We start from the raw sequence: 20,007 nt of genomic DNA, 5'->3' as shown, positions 1-20,007 counted from the left end.
TGCTGGGATATGCTTTTCATTAACCTTGTTGCAGTTGATTTTTAGGTTCTTTAATCAGAAGCTTTTTAGCTATGGTTTTTAATTGTTGATATTTTTCGGGAGGTAGAACAAGTACTGTAAAAATTTTTGATAATGCTTTCAACATGGTTTGCCATTTCCAAATTACAGATATATCTCTGTAAATCACATTCCAAAAACATCGCATCGCAATTATGCCATTTTTGCGGCTTAAAGGAGACTCTAATGATTTAAAGGTGAGGTAGTGATAAAAGGTTATAACACTTTTTTTCTTGAGGTATTGAAGGGATGCAGGAGCATTATTAAAAGCTTGTTCTATAAATTTTAAACAGGCTTTTTCCATTTTCACGATATTCGTAGATGCCGATTCAGAAGATATCCGGTATAAAATCTGAGGATAAGGCACCGTCACAAAATCATAGCGAGCTGCTAAACGCAACCACATATCCCAATCTTCAACAAGTGTTAATGACTTGTTAAAACCACTCACCTCGCTCAAAGCTTCCCGAAGAATTAAAGGATTAGAGCCGTTTTCTAGCACATTTTGCATCAGCATTTTTTCGTATGCATTACCATTAATCGTTATATGATTACCATGACGAAAAAAACTGCCATCTTCATTAATATAGTTAACCCAACTATAAGCAACTCCTGCTTGAGGATTTTCTTGTAAAGCTTTTAATTGCGCTTCTAGTTTGTCTTGAGTCCAAATATCATCAGCATCCAGAAAGGAAATAAACTTACCGCAGGCTTTTTCAATTCCCCGGTTACGACTGATTGCAACACCAGCATTTTGATAGGAAAATACCTTTAAGCGAGGGTCTTCTATCTGAGATAAAAGACTTAATGTTGAGTCTTGAGAATCATCATTTATTACTATTAATTCTAAGTCTGTAAAAGTTTGCTGTAACACCGATTCAATTGTCGGTAGAATAGTTTTTTCACCATTGTATACTGGGATAATTACAGATATAAGCGGCGTAGTATTACTTATCATATTCATATCCTCTTTTTACTTTCTGCGGGAAAAACTCAACTAATGAATTAGGAATATTTGAAATAAATGAATTTCTTTAATTTAAATTAATTAGCTTCTACTCTTGACAGAATTCATATGATTGGCTAATTTTCCTAGCTTTTCTTGATATAAGATAAAATACTTGGCAACAAAAATTCTGACCCCAATTAAATAAGTTATTAGAAATGTAAATGGTCTCACCAATAAAGGTAATTTGAATGAAATAAGAATTCCGGGAATAATCAGCAATAGTGGAAAAAAATTAGCGATATAAAACTGTTTCAATGGCCATTTCATTTCCCGACAAGCTGTCCACCACCAGTAAAGATTCCAGACAAAACCTAAAACTGTTGCTGAAACCAAACTAACTCCAACTATTCCACCTTGATAAGCCCCAAATATAAAACCAATAACGGCTATAGGAGCTATCTGAAGATTAACTCTAGCGTTAATATCAGGACGACCTTTAGCAATCATCATCGAAAAAAGAGGGGCATTAATGACGCTAAAATATGAAAAAAATAGTAATCCAGGAATCACTTTACAAATCGGTGTCCACTTAGCTCCAAAAACTAAGGTGACAACTTGTGAATCCATCATCAAAAAAATTAGAGCATATATCGGTACAGCTAAAATAGCTGTTTGCTCTACTACTTTGAGAAGAGCATTTTGCTGCCGCTTGTCGTCTGATAATTGGGCAAAGATTGGCATTCCCAATTGGTTAATTACAGAGGTTAAAATTGTTGATAAGGCTGTTGTCAGTTGAAAGGCTAAATTGTAAAAACCAAGACTTGCATTACCTAGTATTTTTCCAACTGTAAAGCTATCAAGATTATAGTTGACATAATTTCCAAAACTGGAGCCAACGGAGCCTAAGTAGAAAGAAATAACTTCAGATTTAACTTCAGCATCGATTAGCAGACGAAATTTATATCCCGAAAAATGTCTGTTGAGGAAATAGTTAAATATCCAGGAAACCCCATCACCAATTACAAACGACCAATAACTCAACCCTAAGAAAGCACATCCAATCGTACTTAACAGTCGCATGATCGAGCTAACTAAATTAATATTTGCCATAGCCCGATATTTCATCTGTCGCGTCATCACGCCAGTGTGAACGAAACTAAGACAAGCCATGTTCAGATGAAATACAAAAGCGATTAATATCCAGGTAAGAACTGGTTCGTTAAAGAAATTCCCTACAAGGGGCGATACTCCTATGACTACTAGTCCGATTAATCCGCTAAATATCAGACTTATCGTGTAAGCAGTGTTAACGTATTTTGGATTTTCCAGCCCTTTGTAAATTATGAAACTACTTGCAACTTTTTGCGTAAACAGCGTAAAGAACGACCAGAAAACATAGGCAATACCGATGATTCCGAAATCAGATGGTTGAAGTAACCTTGCTAAAACCAAACTGCTGAGAAAAGCAAAAATACGAGTTGCAAATGTGGCATAAGTAATCCACAAACCATTTTTGAAGAGTTTAGCTGTTTTCACTATTAATTCTTACCTTGCACTTGTGCTACCGGAGCTGTTGCTGAATTTGCTTTGCCCAAGGGAACGCCCCACAATTAGTTTTGCCACCGGAGACAAACTCACTGATACCAGAGTAAGCAAAGAGCGTATATCGCTTAAAAATATTGATTTGTCGCTAGCTAAAGCTTGTCGAATAAATTTACGTGCTGCTTCCATATCACCACCTTGAACCGACAGGCGCGCTAAATAGCGATACATATAGGCGTAAGCAGTGGGTAACATCGACTTGACTAATTCTGGCGATCGCAGATAAGCATCTTTAAGAACCTGTTCGCCACAATCCTGCATTTGTGAGACATTGAAAGAAAGTCCCGAGGGACGAACCCGATAGTAAGATAAGATCCGCTTTTCTCGGTAAAACCGCCATTTTTGCGTTGCAGCGATTCGCAACCATAAATCAACATCTTCCCAACTGCGTAAGCTTTCATTAAACTCGCCTATTTCATCTATCAAACAACGGCGAAACACGGCATTAGAACCATGTCCAATAAAGTTTTTGCACAGCAAAGCCAAGAGCGGGTTTGAATGTACGGGTTTACCACTCAAGGTGATAAATGTTGGTTTTCCATCATCGCGAATTGTGCGCGAAGCGCTATAAACTAGCCCAACATCGGCACAACTATACAATCTAGCTATATGAGTTGCTAATTTATCCTTGTGATAAACATCATCACCATCGAGTAAAGCAATATATTCACCCCCTGCATGACGAATACCGTAGTTACGTGCTGAGGATAAGCCACCATTCGATTTTTGTAATAACTTAAATCGAGAATCTCGCCGACAAAATTCTCCAGCAACAGCCGCAGTATTATCTGTCGAGCCATCATCAACTATCAAAGCTTCAAAGTCTGGAAAAGTTTGTGCTTCCAAAGAAGCTAAAGCATCTTTAAGATAGTTACTAACGTTGTAAGCTGGAACTACAACACTAACTTTTGGTTCCCCTTGCATAATTATTCCTCCGAGCAAATTCCCTAATGATTTAAATTCAGCTTTCTTGATGATTACTTGCAAGGCTATTCGTTTCTCGATCTAAAATATCCAAGATTTTACTGTCTTTACAGATATCAAACTTTCTGGCAAAATGAGCATCACTTTGGACGATTGCATGATAATCATTTGCGGTTAAAATTTTAGGTCGCCCATTCTTTGTTTGAGAAAAATCAAAGTAGCGCTTATTCTCATTGCATAAATTAAACTTTTTGCTATTAACTAAAATTGTTTGGATAAAAGATTCATCTGAATTGCATACTCCTGTGTAGTATTCAACGACTTCTGGATTGTTTCTACAAAATGTATACAAATACTCTACACATTCTTTAGTTAATGTTGTAAAAGAAGAACCGCCGTAGCAAATAAAAGATTCATTGAACAATGATTTTCTTCTTATACCTAACATTTCATATGCCAATTTTATTCTGAAGAAAGGTTGCAAATGATTTATTATTTTAATTGGTTCAATTAACTTGTTCAGCCAATTTGGCATTTTCTTTAAAAAGTTAATGTTTTTATATTTAAATAAATAACGGCTTTTGCCTTCTCGCATACTCCAATGACTTTCTGGTGAAAAGACTTTAAAGCATTCCATAAAGCCATCATAATTAGTTTTTGATAAAAAAGCCTCAATTTCTGATATTGGTTTAATTGGATAATCTTGACCGGAAAGATAAATTAGCCAATCGTATTCAATCCGATTATCAATTAACCATTCAATACCATTTAGATAAGATTGAATTACAAAAAAATCTCCGCGTTTACCTCCCTGAGTTTTTAAGACTTCAACACCTCGCTTTTGTAAGTCAACTTCATCTAAATTGCAATTAGTAAAATCATGACTGATAATAATTTTATTATCAAAATTAGATTGTTTAATTCTATGAATTAAACGATAAATTTGCTCGACGTTTTGATGTGTTTGTATTAAATAACAAATTTTCATGATGCTTTCTGATGAAGATATTAATGCACGAAATTAATCATTATAGTAGTTTTATTTACTACTATAAGATAATCATGAATTTAAAGACGAAAGATATAAATCTTGATTTATTGTATTTAAATGAATCTACTTTACTTTCTATCTATATCGGGAAAATAAAGCAGATAATATCAACTACGGTAAAACACTTATCATATCTATTGGGACTGGTAATAGGTAATAGGTAAGTCGGTAATAACAAATTATCAGAAGTTCCGTTATATAGTGAGTAATTAATCAGACTCCATATAATATGGTACAAATTTGAACCATACTTATCGAAAAAAGCAAATCCTTAATTAATTTTTTCGCGATTACCTATACTTTCAATGAAGTTCTACAAGGGAATATTCCTACACAAAATTTCAGGTTAATCTGACATCTCGTAACACCGCAAAATACGTTTTTCTTAAACAAACAGAAATATAAATTGTTCAAAAGATAAAACGGCAAAATTCGCTCAAATCAAAGTTTTCTCACCTTGGTATTAGTTCAACTTCGGTGGTAATTCAACTCGCAAAGACATTTTGTGAAACATTGCCAAAGCAATATGCAGTGCAAAAGCGGGATTTCCTAACAAATAACGGGCTGCTAAACGTTTAGGCTCGCGACAAAAGCGATAGAACCACTCAAAACCGGCATCAGATATAATATGCGGACAATCTGAAACAATTCTTCGCTTCGATAAATAGACACTCAAAGCAGTAGGTTTGTCTATTTGCCTATCATTTATTGTTGGATTATGTGTATTCGAGACACTAACGTCACCATGAAAATCGGAAGGTGTTCTTAAAAAAGAAAAGGAGCTTGCCATACACAATAATTTTCCTGCTAACGGGTATAAGCAGACTTAGGTTCGTTGACTATGTAGATAACCAAAAAAACTGACAATAACTCGCACAGTTTCTTTATTCAACAACAAAATGCACAACCCCCACAATCGTTAAAGATTGTGAAGAATAAAGCTTATTGTTGAAGCGATTCAATCGCTTCGGTAGAAACACCCGTTCAACTTTATTTTTATGCGGTCAGTATAATTAACCAATTTAAAAATAAAAGTATGTCCAGATACAATTTTCAAGTAAAAAAATTATGGAATGTCACATCCCCTACTTTCCTGACATCTAGAAAAGTCAGGGAAAGCAAAGGATAGTGAAGAATATGTAAGATAATACTTGATTTGAACAATTCTATCTATAGGAGTAGCCCAAAAGTTAGAACATGTGAAATTACCCAACTAAAGATAGATAAAATTTAAACTTTACCGTTTGGATAGCGATAAATTACTTGAAATTTTATTCTTATCGTGCTTTAATTAATTCTCCGCCAACACAGGAAAATCAGGCTTTCCTTTGATTATCTCTGAGTCGGATGATTGGCGATCGCCAGTCAAAAGTTTGATGCAATTTTAGATATATGTCCGCAGGGCATCAAACGATAACAGCAATTTCAATTTTATCAACGAATTTTATATTATTTCTTGTTTTCATTTATTATCTGGTGGATTGTCTTTTTAAATCTAAAATCTCATTTTTAGCATTTGTTAGTTGGTTGGAATTAAGATTATTTTGATATTTCCAGACTTGCGTCCAAGGATTTTTGTAAAGTCTAAATTTTTGTTTTAAAACTAACCAAAAGAATGGGAGATCGTCGAGTAAATATCTTTTCCAAAGCCGTTGAGGTTCGGATAAAAGTCGGTAGAGCCATTCTAAACCAATTTCACTCATCCATTTAGGGGCACGTTTCACATGTCCAGCCTCAAAATTAATTGTTGCACCAATAGCGAAGAATGTCTTAACATTTTTCAATTGATGCTTAAATTGATAAAGCCATAATTCTTGTTTGGGCGCGCCAACCCCAATAGCTAAGACATTTGCTCCCGAGCTATTGATTAATTCAATAATGTGTTGACATTCTTGTTCATCATTTTCAAAACCAAAGGGAGGCGAATAAGTTGAGACAACTATATCTCTACCAACTTTCGCATTAATTTTCTGTTTAGCTATTTTAGCTGTTTCTCCAACACCACCCAATAAAAATATTTTGACTTGCTTATCGTGCTTATAATAATTATAAAAAGCAGGAAATAAGTCCGAGCCAGATATCTTTTCTTGAATTGGAGTACCCAAGAACTTAAATGCGTACATGAGAACTTTGCTATCGCACACTACATAATCGGCTTTTTTGTAGGTAAGATAAAATTGATAGTTTTTTTGTATTTTCATCAAATGGTCTAAATTGGGAGTAAATACAACACCACCAAATCTTAACTTTTCTAAAAGTTCTGACATTGTCAGGTTGTGAATATCTAAATTAAATATTTTTACTTGTTTCATGACATTGATAAACTAAAATTAGTAACGGTATTCATTTCGCAATACGAGATTATCAAACTTTGACTGTAGATTTTTCGACAAAACGTTTATCTAAAATATCTAAAATATTACTATCTACATTAGGATCGAATTTACGAGCAAAATAATAATTATCTTGTGTCATCGCATGATAATCTTTTTCGGTTAATACTTTGGGATGTCCGTGAATGCTATTGTCAAAATTAGTATAGTGCTTGCATTCATTGTAGAAACTGAATTTTTTACTGTTGAGAAGAATTGTTTGGATCAGGCTTTCTTCAGGACTTAAAGTTTCTTTATAGTACTCAATTATTTGAGGATTCTTTTTATAGAACTCATCTAAGTACCGAACGCATCTTTTCGATAACATCGTAAAGAAAAGACCTCCATAGCATTGAAAATCTTGATTAAATATTGATTTTGGTCTAACGCCAATTCTCAAACCAAATTCAAAATCTAACCTAACTTTTTTTTGTAAGTGATTGACTATTCTAGAAACTTTTAACATTGAGAATAGCCACTTTGGTATAGATAGAGGAACTTTTTTGTATCGATATAAATATCTTCCGGAACCTTCTTTAATACTCCAATGACTTTCAGAAGAAAAGACTTTGAAATATTCCATAAAACCATCATATTTGGTTTTATTAATGGTCTCTTCTAATTGCGAAATCGGTTGAGTCGGATAATCTTGAGCAGAAAGCTTAATTAACCAATCAAAGTCGATATTATTTTTTAAAAGCCAGTCAATAGCCGAAAAATAATTTTGTACTAAGGAAAAATCTCCTCTATCTGCGTTAGCAAACTGTACGTAAACTCCTGGAATTTTTGTGAGCTTCGGTACATCTATAGCGCAATATTTGGAATCATGACTTAAGAGAATATAAGAGTCAGGACTTGCAGTTTTAATTGTGTTAATCAGCCGATAAATTTGTTTGGGGTTTTTATGACTGAGAATTAAGTAACAATTTTTCATTTTTTTCATACTTCGATTGTTAGTTATTGCTATAGCTTGCAAACTAGTTACAAGACTATAGTCTGAAGCTCTGGTAAGCATCCCTGTAGGATATAAACCTGGTTTATTTCACCTAACTTACCTGTAAATTTTTAATGGCAATTTTAAACGGATAGAGCAACCAAAGTATATAAGCTGCAACACCAGTCAAAACAGTTTTACCAGGTTCCTCTAAAAGGATACGCCAATGGTTTCTCAAAACTTGGTTGAATAACTTTGCAGCAGTTAATCCATCACCCAAACTGACTAAACGCCGTACCGTATAGCGCAGATGATAAGCTTTTGCAGCTTTTTCACAGTGAGCGATAATATCTGGGGCATAGACACGAGTCTTTTCTACTACGTCTTCTAATGCTTTTAGCTGTGTAAGAGCATTTGCAGAAAGCCCGGAAGAAGTAATTCTATAAAAAGTTAGTACTTCGGGAATTCCTTCATGTCTCCAATGAGTCAGAATTGATATTCTTAACCAGCATTCAATATCTTCGGCTCGACGCAAGCGTTCGTCAAAATAGTAATCTTCCAAATTACCGTATAAACTATCCTGAAACTTGATGTCTTCAAAAACTTCACGCCTAATTACTGCTGCCGAACCGTTTCCAACCGGATTGCGACAAAGTACGTAGGATGGAGTGATGTCGTAGAGTTTCCGGGGTTTTTGACAAATGCCCGTCGAGTTTCCCTGTTCGTTAATAAATGCCGAATAACAAAAGCTAATTCCTACCGTGGGTGAATTACTTAGATGCTCCACATGTTTCTCTAACTTTTGTGGAAGCCAAATATCATCAGCATCTAAGAAAGCTAAATAGTCTCCTTGAGCATGACGAATACCTGTATTTCTAGCTCCGGGAAGTCCTTTATTGGCTTGATGAATAATTTTAATCCTGGAATCATTGAACTGTTGACAAACCTCTACGCTGTTATCAGGAGTGCCATCGTCAACAATGATAATCTCGAAGTTTCCATAGGTTTGTGAAAGTACAGATTGTAATGTTGCCGCAATGTACTTTTCTGCATTGTAGAGAGGGATGATTACAGAAACTTTTTTCATGTTCATGATTTAACCTTATTTATTGGATGTTTCCCCGATAAAAAAATCGACTATCTTGTCTGTGACTGTGCTGATTGTGGTAAGAATTATCTAAATACTGCTCAGTTAAGGGATCCAATTTTTTTTTATATCCCCCAAACCCCCTTAAAAAGGGGGCTTATTTCCCTCCTTTGTAAGGAGGGTTAGGGAGGATCTCGTCTTAACCGACAAGTATTGAGAATTATCCGAATCTAAGAATTACTTCCTCTCATGCTGGAGATGAAAAATTTGCCGTATACCGCGACTGCTGTCAAAATAGTCCTCCGTGGTTCTTTAAAAATCAGCGTCCATTCGGATTTCAAAGCACGATTCATAAACTTAATCCCTAATTCTGAAGAAAGCTCTAAACGTAATGTTCTTCTAGCTAAATAGCGTAATAGCATTGCTCTAGCTTGTTTGTAATCATGCTTAATTAATTCAGGTGCGTAAACCTGTGCCTTTTGACTCAAAAGATTCCAGTCTTCTTCCATTTTGTAAAGTTGCGAAGACATTCCTCCTAAACTAGTCCGGTAGAGTACCAAAACTTGGTCGATACCCTCGACTTGCCAACCATGACATTTAACTCGTAAAAACAATTCAGCATCAGCAGCACCGCTTAATTCTCCATCAAATCCTCCTACTTGTTCCAAAGCCGTGCGACTAATCACCGCATTCGATGGAGTCACCGCAGCATTTTCTTCATATAAATCTTTGGCTGAAATATTAACCAGCCGGGGGTTTGAGTATTTCCCAGTCGGTTTACCGTCAAAAGTCATGAATTCAACTCGTGCATAACTCAAACCCAGATTTGGATTAGCCCGTAAATGTTGCACGTGCATTGCTAATTTATTCGGCATCCATAAATCGTCGGAATCAATAAAAGCAATAAATTCTCCTTGAGCCATTTTGATACCGGTGTTTCTAGCAACGGATACACCCTGATTTTTTTGAGAAATCAGCCTCATCCGACTATCCCGTTGACAAAAATCGCGCACAATATCGGTAGTGTTATCTGTGGAGCCATCATCAATTACTAGCAGTTCAAAATCTGGGAAGGTTTGACTGAGTACAGAGTTGATAGTTTCACTTAAATATTCGGATGCATTGTATGCAGGTAAGACTATAGTTACGACGTTTTTCATGATTATTCTCCAATCACAGTGTGGAAGCAGAAACTTTCTTAAAAGCGTATTTACTAGCCCAAACAGTAAATAGTGGTAAACAGATTACATGAGTAACCAGTACCGATATCGCCACCCAATGTATTCCCCAATTCACCGCCACAAGCAAACACATAGCTAAAAAGACGGTGAAAATTAAATTCCAGTAGAGATTAATTTTAGTTTTATCAATTGCTTGTAGCAGCATAGAGGCAGCATCAGCAAAAGGACGCGGTAAAGCAGAAAGGCAGACTATTACTAAAATCGGAATTGCTGCCGTCCATTTTTGACCGTATATTATTGGTACGTAAAAAGGTGCTAATACCGATTGCAGGGTAATTAAAGGTACGATTAATAAAGCTATACTCTTAAGACTGCCGAAATATCTTTGTTTTAGCTGATGTAAATTGTCTCTTGCCTCACAGATATAAGGGAATATAGATAAGGTAGTTGCATTAATAATATTTAAACTAGTTCCAATTCCGGCATTAAATGCGAAATAATATAGTCCTAAAGCTTCTATACCTAAAAACCGCCCTACTAATAAATAATCTAGATTAGCTCTTAACTTATTCAGCAATTCTACACCGACAACATTTGTCGCAAAACTGGCTATTTCTTGCCAGCGGTAAAGTGTAAATTTCGATTTATTGCGCCAAGAACATTTTGCTCGGTTGACAATTACCCAAATTGGGTAAACCAAAAGTCTCGGTAAAACAATTGCCCACATGCCTAAACCCATCAAGGCAAAAATAATCATTGAAATATTTGAAACCAAACCTTGTAAAGCATTACACAAAGCAGTTACCTTCAAACGATTTTCTCTTACTAATATTGCCGATTGCACCGAAAATAAAGGTAGAGCTAAAAACGTAATTGACGTAACGCAAATTGGTAAAATAATTCGGCTTTCTTGATAAAACCAAGCAATAGGAAAAGCAGCAGCACACTGAAATATAAACATAAATCCGCTGAAAATCCAATTCATCCAATAAGCCGTATTACAAAGAGCCTTAAAATCCTTGTCGCTGGCTTGAACAAGCTTAGAACTAACTCCAGACTTCATGGTAAAAGTATCCGCAAATTCCAGCACGGTTAAAACTATCGCAGCTAACCCATAATCTTGCGGAGAAAGTAAACGAGCTAGAAAAACAACGCTTGCTAAACGACCAATTCTATTAACAACTTCAGCAGCACTCAGCCAGCCAACATTACGTACAAACCGGTTGGAAAATTTATCTCTTACTTTATGAATTAACATGATTTAGATACATAAGATGATAATGGTTTATCGAGATAAATTAAGTAACGCTTGTATTGACAACTTCGATACATTGAAAGAGTCATTGCGACATAAATTAACCAGTAAATATCACCCCTCATTAAATAACTTTCAGTCAAACTTAGAAGCAAAATATGAATTAATAAAACTATTGGTGCCAAACCTTCAACAGTCTTGTTTTTATGCAGCCAAACAAGCGAGCGCAAACAAGAAAATACAAACCAAACTACAAAAATAGCTAATCCAATCGCACCAATATCAAGACATATTTCTAAAAAACCGTTATGAGCGTGGGGTGGTTCAAAACCCGCTATTAATCCCCGCCAAATATCGGCTACTTGCCCCTCCCAGCCTTCTTTCCAGAAGGTATGATATCCATATCCCAACCAAGGACGCTCCTGAATTTTATTAATTAAAAGCGGCCAAATTAAAGTACGTCCGCTGATAGTTGCGTCTTTACCAAAGGAGCCAAATATAGTTTCGGCGTTGCTTACAATTATCATCGCGATTAAAGAGCCGACGAGAAGAAAACTCACAAACAGCATCAGAAACAAACCAAATTTATTCTGCTCCAAGTGGAAAAACAATACTAGAAACAGCGAGATGATGAATATTAATAAAGCGCCGATTGTAGTTGAGCGTAAAAGTACAAAAATTGTAATTAAAAAAGCAGCCCCAATCATCCAAGGATATCGATATTTATATTTATCAATTCCATAAAACATGAGTATGAGGGCACCCAAACTCATAATGCTACCTAGAAAAGTTTTATGATTGTAAACACCCCGCCAAGCTCCCGAATGCACGAGTTCTTCTTGCCCGACTATTAAACCTACACCTACAACTCCATAGCTGGGTAAGGCAACGCATACAATCAAACTTAGTAATGCTGCAATCCCAAACGCCCAACTTAGTAGCTGCAACTGCTCTTTAATAGTAAATCTAGCCGCAAAATATATACCAAAAAGAGTCACTCTTAATAAAGGTAAAATCTCTTCAAGGGTTTTCATGGGAAAGTCAGACCAAATTACCGAAGCACAAACAGTTGCAATTAAAATCCATAAAAGCTTTTCTTTAATTACAACTGCAAAAACCTGTTTCCATCGCAACACTACGAACATCCAAGTCAGCGAATGCCCTACACATATCAACATTTCTCTAACACTATTTAGCGCATTATCTGAAGAAACTAGTCCGGAGACTGCACCAGTGAAAAAAAATAGTGATAGTACAACAAATGCTTTTTCGCCTAATTCTTGAAATGCCCGCATTACTTTTATTTATCTGAATTTAAACCAATTAACTTTTTACTTAATTCCGTCCGCTGTTTAGAAATTTCTGAAGCATAGCTTTCTGTAAAATGAAAGTAGCTATCCGATTCATTTTTCAAAATAATCCCATTAGCAACTAAACCTAAAATATTTTGCCCGGATTGTTCTAATAAATTCTTAGTTTTCACTAAGCTATTAGCATCAACTACTCCTGGGCGAGATACCATCAAAATGCCGTTTGCTAATTTGCCTAAAATTAAAGCATCAGCCGCCATTAAAATTGGAGGTGCATCGATTACAACATAATCATAATTTTCCGATGCATGTTTAATTAATTCAGCCATTGCTTGAGATTTCAACAAAGTAACCGGATTTGGAGGTGTAACTCCCGATGTCAAAACATGCAAATTCGGTTGAATGATTTTGATAGCCGTTGACAGATTAGCCTTGCCAACAATCGCATTGCTCAAACCAAGTTGATTTGTTAATTTCCAGGCATGATGTTGGAAAGGATTGCGTACATCTGCATCTATAAGCAATACTCTTTTCTTCGTTTCGGCGAAAACTGCGGCTAAATTTGCGGCAACTGTTGATTTACCTTCTTGGGGTACGGAACTTGAAATTACAATTACATTTGATTTTTGAGTAGAATCAATAAAATCCAAGTTAGCTTGCAGCATCCGGTATACTTCGCTAATTGGCGAACAAGGATTTTCTAATACTGGAATTGCTATCTTAGCTCTACCTAAATTAGGTTCGGATTGGTTTTTTTCTGGTTTATAGCTAGGAAACGTCGCTAACAGCGGATAAGGCAGTATTTTTTGGATGCTTTTCACATTTTTTAGAGATGAATCCAATTTTTCTAGAATTGCAATAGAAGCGATAAATAGCACAAAACTAGAAACCGAGTTAACCAAGAGTAAAAGTATGATTTTAGTATCCAAAGTTGGTTTATTTGGTACTAAAGCTTCTTCAATAATTCTGGCATTAACTATATTTTGATTGCCTGCAGCTTCAATTTCCTTTAATTTAGTTAATAGAGTTTCGTAAGTTGCTTGGGCTGCTTCCAATCTCCGCTGTATCTCCCGCTCTTCTTCTTTTAATTTTGGTAAGCTATTGATTCGGCTTTGATACTGCGATAAGTTATTTTCTAATGAAGAAATTTGATTGGATAAACCGACTTTTTCAACTTGTAAATTAATCAACAGACTCATTAACTCAAGTTCTAATTCACCTGCCTGCAAATCTTGCTGCCTGACGCTGCGATTACTGCCAATTTCTCGTATAATTCTCTGCTGTAATTGAGCCTTCAAAGTTGATAATTTTTCCTGCAAATTCAGAATTGTCGGATTATCATTCTGGAAGCGAATTCTTGCTAATCGTAATTCTTGTTCTGTCTCCTGAATATTAGTTAAGGTTGCTTGTACTGCCTGAGATTGACTCAGTTTCGCTACATAAATAGCTTTTTGAGAATCCATGCCCAACTGATTTATCAAAGCTATGTATTTAGCATTGATTTCAGCAAATTTAGCTTTAACCTCAGCAAGTTGACTTTTGAGTTTTTCTACAGTTTCCAGCGATAATTTTGCTTCATCATCGATGGCTACTAATTTATTGGTTTCTTGAAATTGACGCAGTGCTTTTTCTGCTTGACGAACAGATTCTTGAGTTTCTGGTAGCTGTTGAGCAATAAATTTTTTCGCTGTTAAGGCTTCTGCACGATTGACTTCTTTACTATTGTCTATGTAAGCCTTCATTATCTCATTGACGATAAATGCAGCTAAGTTGGGGTTAGTACTTTTGTAGGAAATTTCTAGTATATCAGTTCCCTTTATTTCTTCTACCTGAAGATTTTTTATAATATCATTTTCAGATATTGCCTTACCATTTTCACTCAAAGCAGTTAACGAACTAAGTACTTTATCTATAACTGGTTTGGATAGAATAATTTCCGTTTCTGTTTTTAGTGGATTGCCTTGGAGAGTTAAGGGAGTAAGTTGATTCTTATTATCTGTTAATAATCCTGTCAAAGTTGCTGATTTATCTGGCTTGACTAAAATTTTTCCCTCTGCCGAATAATAGGTTTTTGAAAGTAGCATAATACCCATAAAACCCAAGCCAAAAAAACCACCTGTAATTGCCATTGCGGGCAACCATCGGCGCTTAAGCGCAAACCAATATTGCTGAAAGTCTATATTTAAATCTTCGGAGTTTTTAATTTCTACCGCTATAGGATATTCTGTATTATTCATAAGCTGCCATAGTAAATTTAGTCAACTGTTAATGTCGCTACGCTAGAAAATATCGTCTTGAAACGCAAGTGTATTTCTTGGTTTGACTAAAAAACTAATCAGATGTTTCATTCTCTTACGGAATTTTTTTATTTAGAAAGTAAGATTTGCTTAAAATATAAAAGTTTAAGCGCAATCATCAGCACAAAACTTTTAAAATTGGACACCCTAAAGCTGTCCCATCTTTAGGGTACTAAAATAAGTCTAATGGTGATATTGAGAATACAATTACGAAGGTGATATTTAAGATGTAACAGTTTTCAATTTCAGCATTCAGCGAAAACTGCAAAATTCTAATTAGCTTAGCTTAGCTTATAAATATTTCTGTCGTACAATCTTCACGAACGACTTTGGCAATCGAAGAAATATTGTCGTTCAATTATATATATATTCAAGGCTTTTCCTACTTTTATGCAGTTTGTATCTATTAATTGACTAATTAGATTCACGCATTCAAAGCAGGCATATTTAAGTTTAGACTGTTTTAGTCTAGACAAAAAAAATTTCATCTGCGAGAGTTTACTCAAAAACAGATTATAAAAGCTCAAATTAAATTGCATAGATTAAAACCCATTAAAAAATCAGCATACCTTCTGTAAAGGTAAACAAAAAAGGAAGATTAAAACTAACTTAAAATCTAGCTTCAGTGATGAAAAAAAATTTCAAATCATTAGTCTTCTTAAGCAATAGAGATATCTGTATTGCTTAATCATTTGATAACGCAAATAAAAGCCAATAGGCTAATATCATTTTGTTTGGGCACGCTGTTGGGGGAATCTAATTTGTGAGATAGGAAAAAAATTATTTATTAACTACATCAATTGACACTTAATAAGCACCTTGAAAGTAATTTTATTTAGTTTAATTTGCCATCTCAAAACACACCTATGCTTTCATACTTGCGCTTGATTTAAATCAACTACAAATAACTTGGTTTTTATATTCTGCTTTTAAATAAAAACATAGCATATTCCAAGTAGAAGCACCGTTTGTAGCCTTTATTCTTTTTGTAAGTATAAATATTAGTATATATAAAATATTTTTTTTGTCAAGTAAGTGATAGTACAGATATTAATTTTATGAATAGAGCCCTATATCAGTTGACAATAATTTATTTACATGCGTATAAAATGCATCTTTCTAACATAATTAATCGCGAATATATAGCACCAATTTAATCTGTATAATAATTATCAAAGCTTGCATAATCATTGCCTAGCATGGCTTACCAGTTGTATAAATGATAGACAAGTGCAAGATATAAATTTTTAGGTAGGGTGTAAATTTATCTGGATCAAGCTATTACATTGATAATAACTAGAGTAAAAATTTTTTCAAAAAAATGCTTTTTTTATTCAAAAGCCATTGAAATCAGGAGGTAGAAAAAATAATGATAATTTCTAACTCCTGAATGAATTTACATTGAATTAGCCCCGGTAGCTATTAAGCGTCTGAATAAACCTTCAGTCCAACCAGTTTCTCTTAACACAGCTTCTGAGGATACTTCTACATAAGCCTGTTCAATAAAAGCTAAGTCGATCATACAAATACGACCTAAAGCATCTTTTATTTCTTCACTTTTGCCGTCGGTTTTAGCACGCTGTCCGGCTTCTCTAATTACAGTTGCCATTGCAGGTACTACGTGCTGGGGTCCGATACCAATCCGAACGTGAACTAAACCTATATTCCAACGGCGTTCGGCATAATCTTTACCCCAATCATCCATACCTGTAAACATCTCGTAGAACCATTCAATAAACGTTTCTCGCAAACGATGAATGCGTCCTTCGGTGGCATTTAAGATGGAACTCATTTCTTCATCGCGACCTAAATAATTATAAAAATGTTCTGCCATTTCCGGAGCGATTTCCTTTCCCCACTCTGCTTCAGATTTAAGTAGCCCCTTATCTTCTGCTGTTAAACAAACGCGTTTCTCCAAAGTAGACATAAACGCTTGTGGTTCTATAGCCATTCCAAGTAACTCCTGTTATTTATCAAAAAAAATCGCCAAAAATATAAATCTTAGTATCAGTCAAGTTATTCCTTAATACTGAAACTAAGTCAACCCAATTAGCTACAATTGGTTATAAAAAAAACAAATGAATCGATTGAAATTAGTAGAATTCCAATATATTGTTTTTGCCACCGCGAACTACGGACTTATTGTGCTTAACCGAAAGCAGTTGCTTGATGCCTGCTCTAGGGTAACGCAAACAGCACTCAAAGTATACGTAAATTTACGTGGTGAATCTTTTTTCTCCACAGCAGTACACAAAGTTGTAGAATCAAAAGCTCACAAAAAATTTGGACTGGAATTAAATAAAATCGCCAATCCAAACATCGGTATATGGATTATTTGGAGTTTCCACTCAAGCCATTAACGGCGCAATTTTTGAAACAACTCTTTTAACTTCCAAGAATAATAAACCTTGTTTAACACCAGCACCAGCTAAAACCAATAAAACAGCATCAGCCCCACAGCCAACTAATACCCCATATCCCTTTTCACCTTCAACCACAATCCTATCAATACTTCCACGAGCTAATTCCCGACCGATACGTTCGCCTAGGGAAAGCATGGATGCAGACATAGCAGCAGTACGTTCTTCGTCCATTCCTCCAGGTAAAACTGAAGCCAAAGCCAAACCATCAGGACTTACCAAAGCAGCACCTTGAACATCAGAAGCAGCACTTACAAAATTTTGCAGTTCGTCTTGCAACATCGAAACGTTAATCATTTTTTGTTCCTCCAGAATTGTTGGTAAAGATGTTTGAGTAGTTTCTGTAGTTTCTGTAGTAGGCTGAGTTAATGTCGTATCATTAACTGGTTTTTGCGTTAAATCAGTATTTTCCGCACTTCCTTTTGGTAGAGGAGTTTCTGTTTGTGTCAACTCCGAAGAGTCTACTGACTCCGCAGGAAGCTTTTGAAATGCTTCTTTTAGAAGCTTGATTATGTTACCCAGAGGCATGATTGCAGACTCCTGAGCGTTATCTTGGGGATTGATTACTTTTTAAGCGTAATTTATACGCTTGCCTCAAGACTTGGTAAATTTTAAAACGAAATAGGTTAACTAAAGAATAAGATAAGATTATTAATGATTTATGTTTTACAAATATCTTGGGGAGTTGAGAATTGGGCATAGTTATAAGTGGCAAGTAGCGAGTAGTAACTAAACCAACTTCGTCTTATTGCCGCTTGCTTAATCGCACATTTTTACTCGTAATCGCTACTCGTTACTCGTCACTCGCTACTTGAATCTCCCTATCTCATTGTCTAGCTTCTTGGCTTTCATAGGTAGATTCCAATTGCTCGACAATTGCAATTAATGCTTGAAATACTGATTCGCGTTCGTTGGCATTAACAGCCATTATGGGGCTTGAACCAGCTTTATCTTGAAACCCCAGCGCTAAAGCTATATCCTCTATTTCCCATGCATCAGCACAATCAGTATGAGTTATTCCAATCAATTGTGGAATTGACACATTTTGATTCATATAGTTCAAAAGCTTACGCGCGTGACGGAATTGATTCGGACGATGTGCATCTATCAACAGAATGAAAGCATGGGCTTTTTGAATTAGAATGTCCCACATAAAATCAAATCGGCTTTGTCCGGGAGTACCGTATAAGTGTAATGATTGATTGTCTGTAATTGTTAATTTACCAAAATCCAGAGCCACTGTAGTTGTTTCCTTCAATTCTGCCAGCTCATCAGTTGCTCTTTTATCAGTATCAACGACATCAATTTCGCTAATTGTTTGAATAAATGTTGTTTTTCCCGCTCCTACACCTCCTGTAACTACAATACGGAGAATTTCTGGTGACATTAAGCTTTACTCCTTAAATACCCTACAAGATTTTGCAGTAGCGAACTACTAACTTTAGGCGTTTGTGATTCTTGATGCTTTTGAGCTGCTCGCGAACCGTATTTTTTGACCCAAGTTAAATCCATATCATAATGGTACTCATGAGTATTTGATGTTATCTGAGGTACTTCTTCTATTAAACCTACAAGCATTAATCGGAAAGCTGTTTGCTGAATCTTGATAGTTGGTTGATTTAGTTGAATGGCAATATCTTTTATCGAAATATCCCCAGAAGCAAATTCCCATAATCGCCATTCAAAGGGATTCAAGCGAAGTTGTGGTTGATTTTTACTAATATTTTTAATCCCCGATTCTATATTCGGAAGCGCATCTTCAAGAAGTTTCCAGTTTTTCAATACTCTTAAAGCCATCAAAGTCACTTCTGTAGCTTTTAAGCTCAATCCTGTCATTTCAGACATTGGTAAAACAGCTTTGCAATCTAGCTTAAATACACCTTTTTGAATTTCAAATAATTGTCTAACTTGCTGTAATTGACTGGCAAATAATAAATTTAATTGTTCGGCGCTTAAAACATCTTGTGTTTTGAACTGCAATCCCAAAGGTGTAGCTGTAGATGCATTACTATAAATGGTTTCTATAACCTGTGGCTCTGCCCAACTTCTTTGGGCAATTTTAGAAACTAAACCTCTACCACTTAAACGATTTGCCGCAGCAACAATACGTCCGCTTCTAAACCAAATATAAAAGTATTTTGCTCTAGATTGGGGAGAATTAATATCTGGCAAAGTACATACACTCAAACAACCCGATTTACGCCCTTGCTCGATCAGTTGAAACAACTCAGCTAAGGAAAAATCTGTAAAAGAACTACTAAGACTCATAATGGTTTAATTATTTTCAATAATGATTAATTTGTGACTGAAATTCTGTGTCAGCAATTTCAGATATCAGGTATTTTTCGTAACTATTTACCTATTACCGATCGCCCTGAAATACCGCTTCAAGAGCATGGTAATAGTTTCTAACTATTTAAGGCTGCCACCTAAAGTGAATGCCGTTCTACCAACCTAATGCTTCATACGTAATATCACCACATATTTAGCAATTTAGCAGTACTATTTATTGCCAGTACAAAAAGTGTTTTTATTAACAAATTAGAAAATATATATTTATGTTTCTTG

The 20,007-nt window shown here is 35.3% G+C and carries 17 protein-coding genes; 1 reads left to right on the top strand and 16 read right to left on the bottom strand.

From position 1 onward, the window contains the following. Window positions 1–19: 19 nt before the first annotated feature. The 13 genes from RIV7116_RS09890 to RIV7116_RS09830 form a co-directional block, all read right to left on the bottom strand. Window positions 20–1,015, bottom strand: a complete 996-nt coding sequence (locus RIV7116_RS09890; RefSeq protein ID WP_015118158.1) for a glycosyltransferase — start codon at window positions 1,013–1,015, stop codon at window positions 20–22. A 90-nt stretch (window positions 1,016–1,105) separates the two neighbouring features. Continuing rightward, window positions 1,106–2,542 (bottom strand): oligosaccharide flippase family protein, encoded by a 1,437-nt coding sequence (locus RIV7116_RS09885; RefSeq protein WP_015118157.1) that lies wholly within the window; start codon window positions 2,540–2,542, stop codon window positions 1,106–1,108. 9 nt (window positions 2,543–2,551) lie between these two features. After that, a complete protein-coding gene (locus RIV7116_RS09880) occupies window positions 2,552–3,532 on the bottom strand; it encodes a glycosyltransferase family A protein (RefSeq protein ID WP_015118156.1) in 981 nt (326 codons plus the stop codon). A 37-nt stretch (window positions 3,533–3,569) separates the two neighbouring features. Next, the gene (locus tag RIV7116_RS09875; protein ID WP_015118155.1) at window positions 3,570–4,520 is read right to left on the bottom strand and encodes a beta-1,6-N-acetylglucosaminyltransferase; all 951 of its coding nucleotides are present in this window, start codon (window positions 4,518–4,520) and stop codon (window positions 3,570–3,572) included. Between the two features lie 526 nt (window positions 4,521–5,046). Beyond that, window positions 5,047–5,373 (bottom strand): WecB/TagA/CpsF family glycosyltransferase, encoded by a 327-nt coding sequence (locus RIV7116_RS09870; RefSeq protein WP_044290850.1) that lies wholly within the window; start codon window positions 5,371–5,373, stop codon window positions 5,047–5,049. A gap of 679 nt (window positions 5,374–6,052) precedes the next feature. Next, window positions 6,053–6,895 (bottom strand): WecB/TagA/CpsF family glycosyltransferase, encoded by an 843-nt coding sequence (locus RIV7116_RS09865; protein ID WP_015118154.1) that lies wholly within the window; start codon window positions 6,893–6,895, stop codon window positions 6,053–6,055. A gap of 52 nt (window positions 6,896–6,947) precedes the next feature. Beyond that, entirely contained in the window at window positions 6,948–7,889 is a 942-nt protein-coding gene (locus tag RIV7116_RS09860; protein ID WP_044291682.1) for a beta-1,6-N-acetylglucosaminyltransferase, read from the bottom strand. A gap of 112 nt (window positions 7,890–8,001) precedes the next feature. After that, window positions 8,002–8,976 (bottom strand): glycosyltransferase family 2 protein, encoded by a 975-nt coding sequence (locus tag RIV7116_RS09855; protein WP_044290847.1) that lies wholly within the window; start codon window positions 8,974–8,976, stop codon window positions 8,002–8,004. A 230-nt stretch (window positions 8,977–9,206) separates the two neighbouring features. Beyond that, a complete protein-coding gene (locus RIV7116_RS09850; RefSeq protein WP_015118151.1) occupies window positions 9,207–10,136 on the bottom strand; it encodes a glycosyltransferase family A protein in 930 nt (309 codons plus the stop codon). A gap of 13 nt (window positions 10,137–10,149) precedes the next feature. After that, on the bottom strand, window positions 10,150–11,415 hold the full coding sequence (locus tag RIV7116_RS09845) for a lipopolysaccharide biosynthesis protein (protein WP_015118150.1): 1,266 nt from the start codon (window positions 11,413–11,415) through the stop codon (window positions 10,150–10,152). Continuing rightward, entirely contained in the window at window positions 11,409–12,707 is a 1,299-nt protein-coding gene (locus RIV7116_RS09840; RefSeq protein ID WP_015118149.1) for an O-antigen ligase, read from the bottom strand. Before RIV7116_RS09840 ends, RIV7116_RS09845 begins: the two co-directional genes overlap by 7 nt. Before the next feature lie 5 nt (window positions 12,708–12,712). Continuing rightward, window positions 12,713–14,959 carry a polysaccharide biosynthesis tyrosine autokinase gene (locus RIV7116_RS09835; RefSeq protein ID WP_015118148.1) on the bottom strand — a complete coding sequence of 749 codons (2,247 nt, stop codon included), beginning with the start codon at window positions 14,957–14,959 and terminating at the stop codon, window positions 12,713–12,715. Window positions 14,960–16,415: 1,456 nt separating this feature from the next. Beyond that, window positions 16,416–16,970: a protoglobin domain-containing protein gene (locus RIV7116_RS09830; RefSeq protein ID WP_015118147.1), complete on the bottom strand. Its 555-nt coding sequence runs from the start codon at window positions 16,968–16,970 to the stop codon at window positions 16,416–16,418. Between the two features lie 127 nt (window positions 16,971–17,097). Between RIV7116_RS09830 and RIV7116_RS09825 the strand changes: the two genes are divergently transcribed. Further along, window positions 17,098–17,379, top strand: a complete 282-nt coding sequence (locus RIV7116_RS09825) for a hypothetical protein (RefSeq protein ID WP_015118146.1) — start codon at window positions 17,098–17,100, stop codon at window positions 17,377–17,379. On the opposite strand, the gene RIV7116_RS36905 is transcribed toward RIV7116_RS09825, so the two are convergent. The 3 genes from RIV7116_RS36905 to RIV7116_RS09810 all read right to left on the bottom strand — a co-directional run bounded on the left by RIV7116_RS36905 (window position 17,368) and on the right by RIV7116_RS09810 (window position 19,707). Beyond that, window positions 17,368–17,967 carry a roadblock/LC7 domain-containing protein gene (locus tag RIV7116_RS36905; protein WP_015118145.1) on the bottom strand — a complete coding sequence of 200 codons (600 nt, stop codon included), beginning with the start codon at window positions 17,965–17,967 and terminating at the stop codon, window positions 17,368–17,370. The genes RIV7116_RS09825 and RIV7116_RS36905 overlap by 12 nt on opposite strands. Window positions 17,968–18,265: 298 nt before the next feature. After that, window positions 18,266–18,826 carry an ATP/GTP-binding protein gene (locus RIV7116_RS09815; protein ID WP_015118144.1) on the bottom strand — a complete coding sequence of 187 codons (561 nt, stop codon included), beginning with the start codon at window positions 18,824–18,826 and terminating at the stop codon, window positions 18,266–18,268. After that, window positions 18,826–19,707, bottom strand: coding sequence for a DUF4388 domain-containing protein (locus RIV7116_RS09810; protein ID WP_015118143.1), 882 nt, complete (start codon window positions 19,705–19,707; stop codon window positions 18,826–18,828). The genes RIV7116_RS09815 and RIV7116_RS09810 overlap by 1 nt, the downstream gene beginning before the upstream one ends. Window positions 19,708–20,007: the final 300 nt, after the last annotated feature.

It is taken from the genome of Rivularia sp. PCC 7116 (assembly GCF_000316665.1).
Lineage (GTDB): Bacteria > Cyanobacteriota > Cyanobacteriia > Cyanobacteriales > Nostocaceae > Rivularia.
Note: the sequence above shows the minus strand (reverse complement) of the source record. Positions and strands in the feature narration are given on the sequence as shown.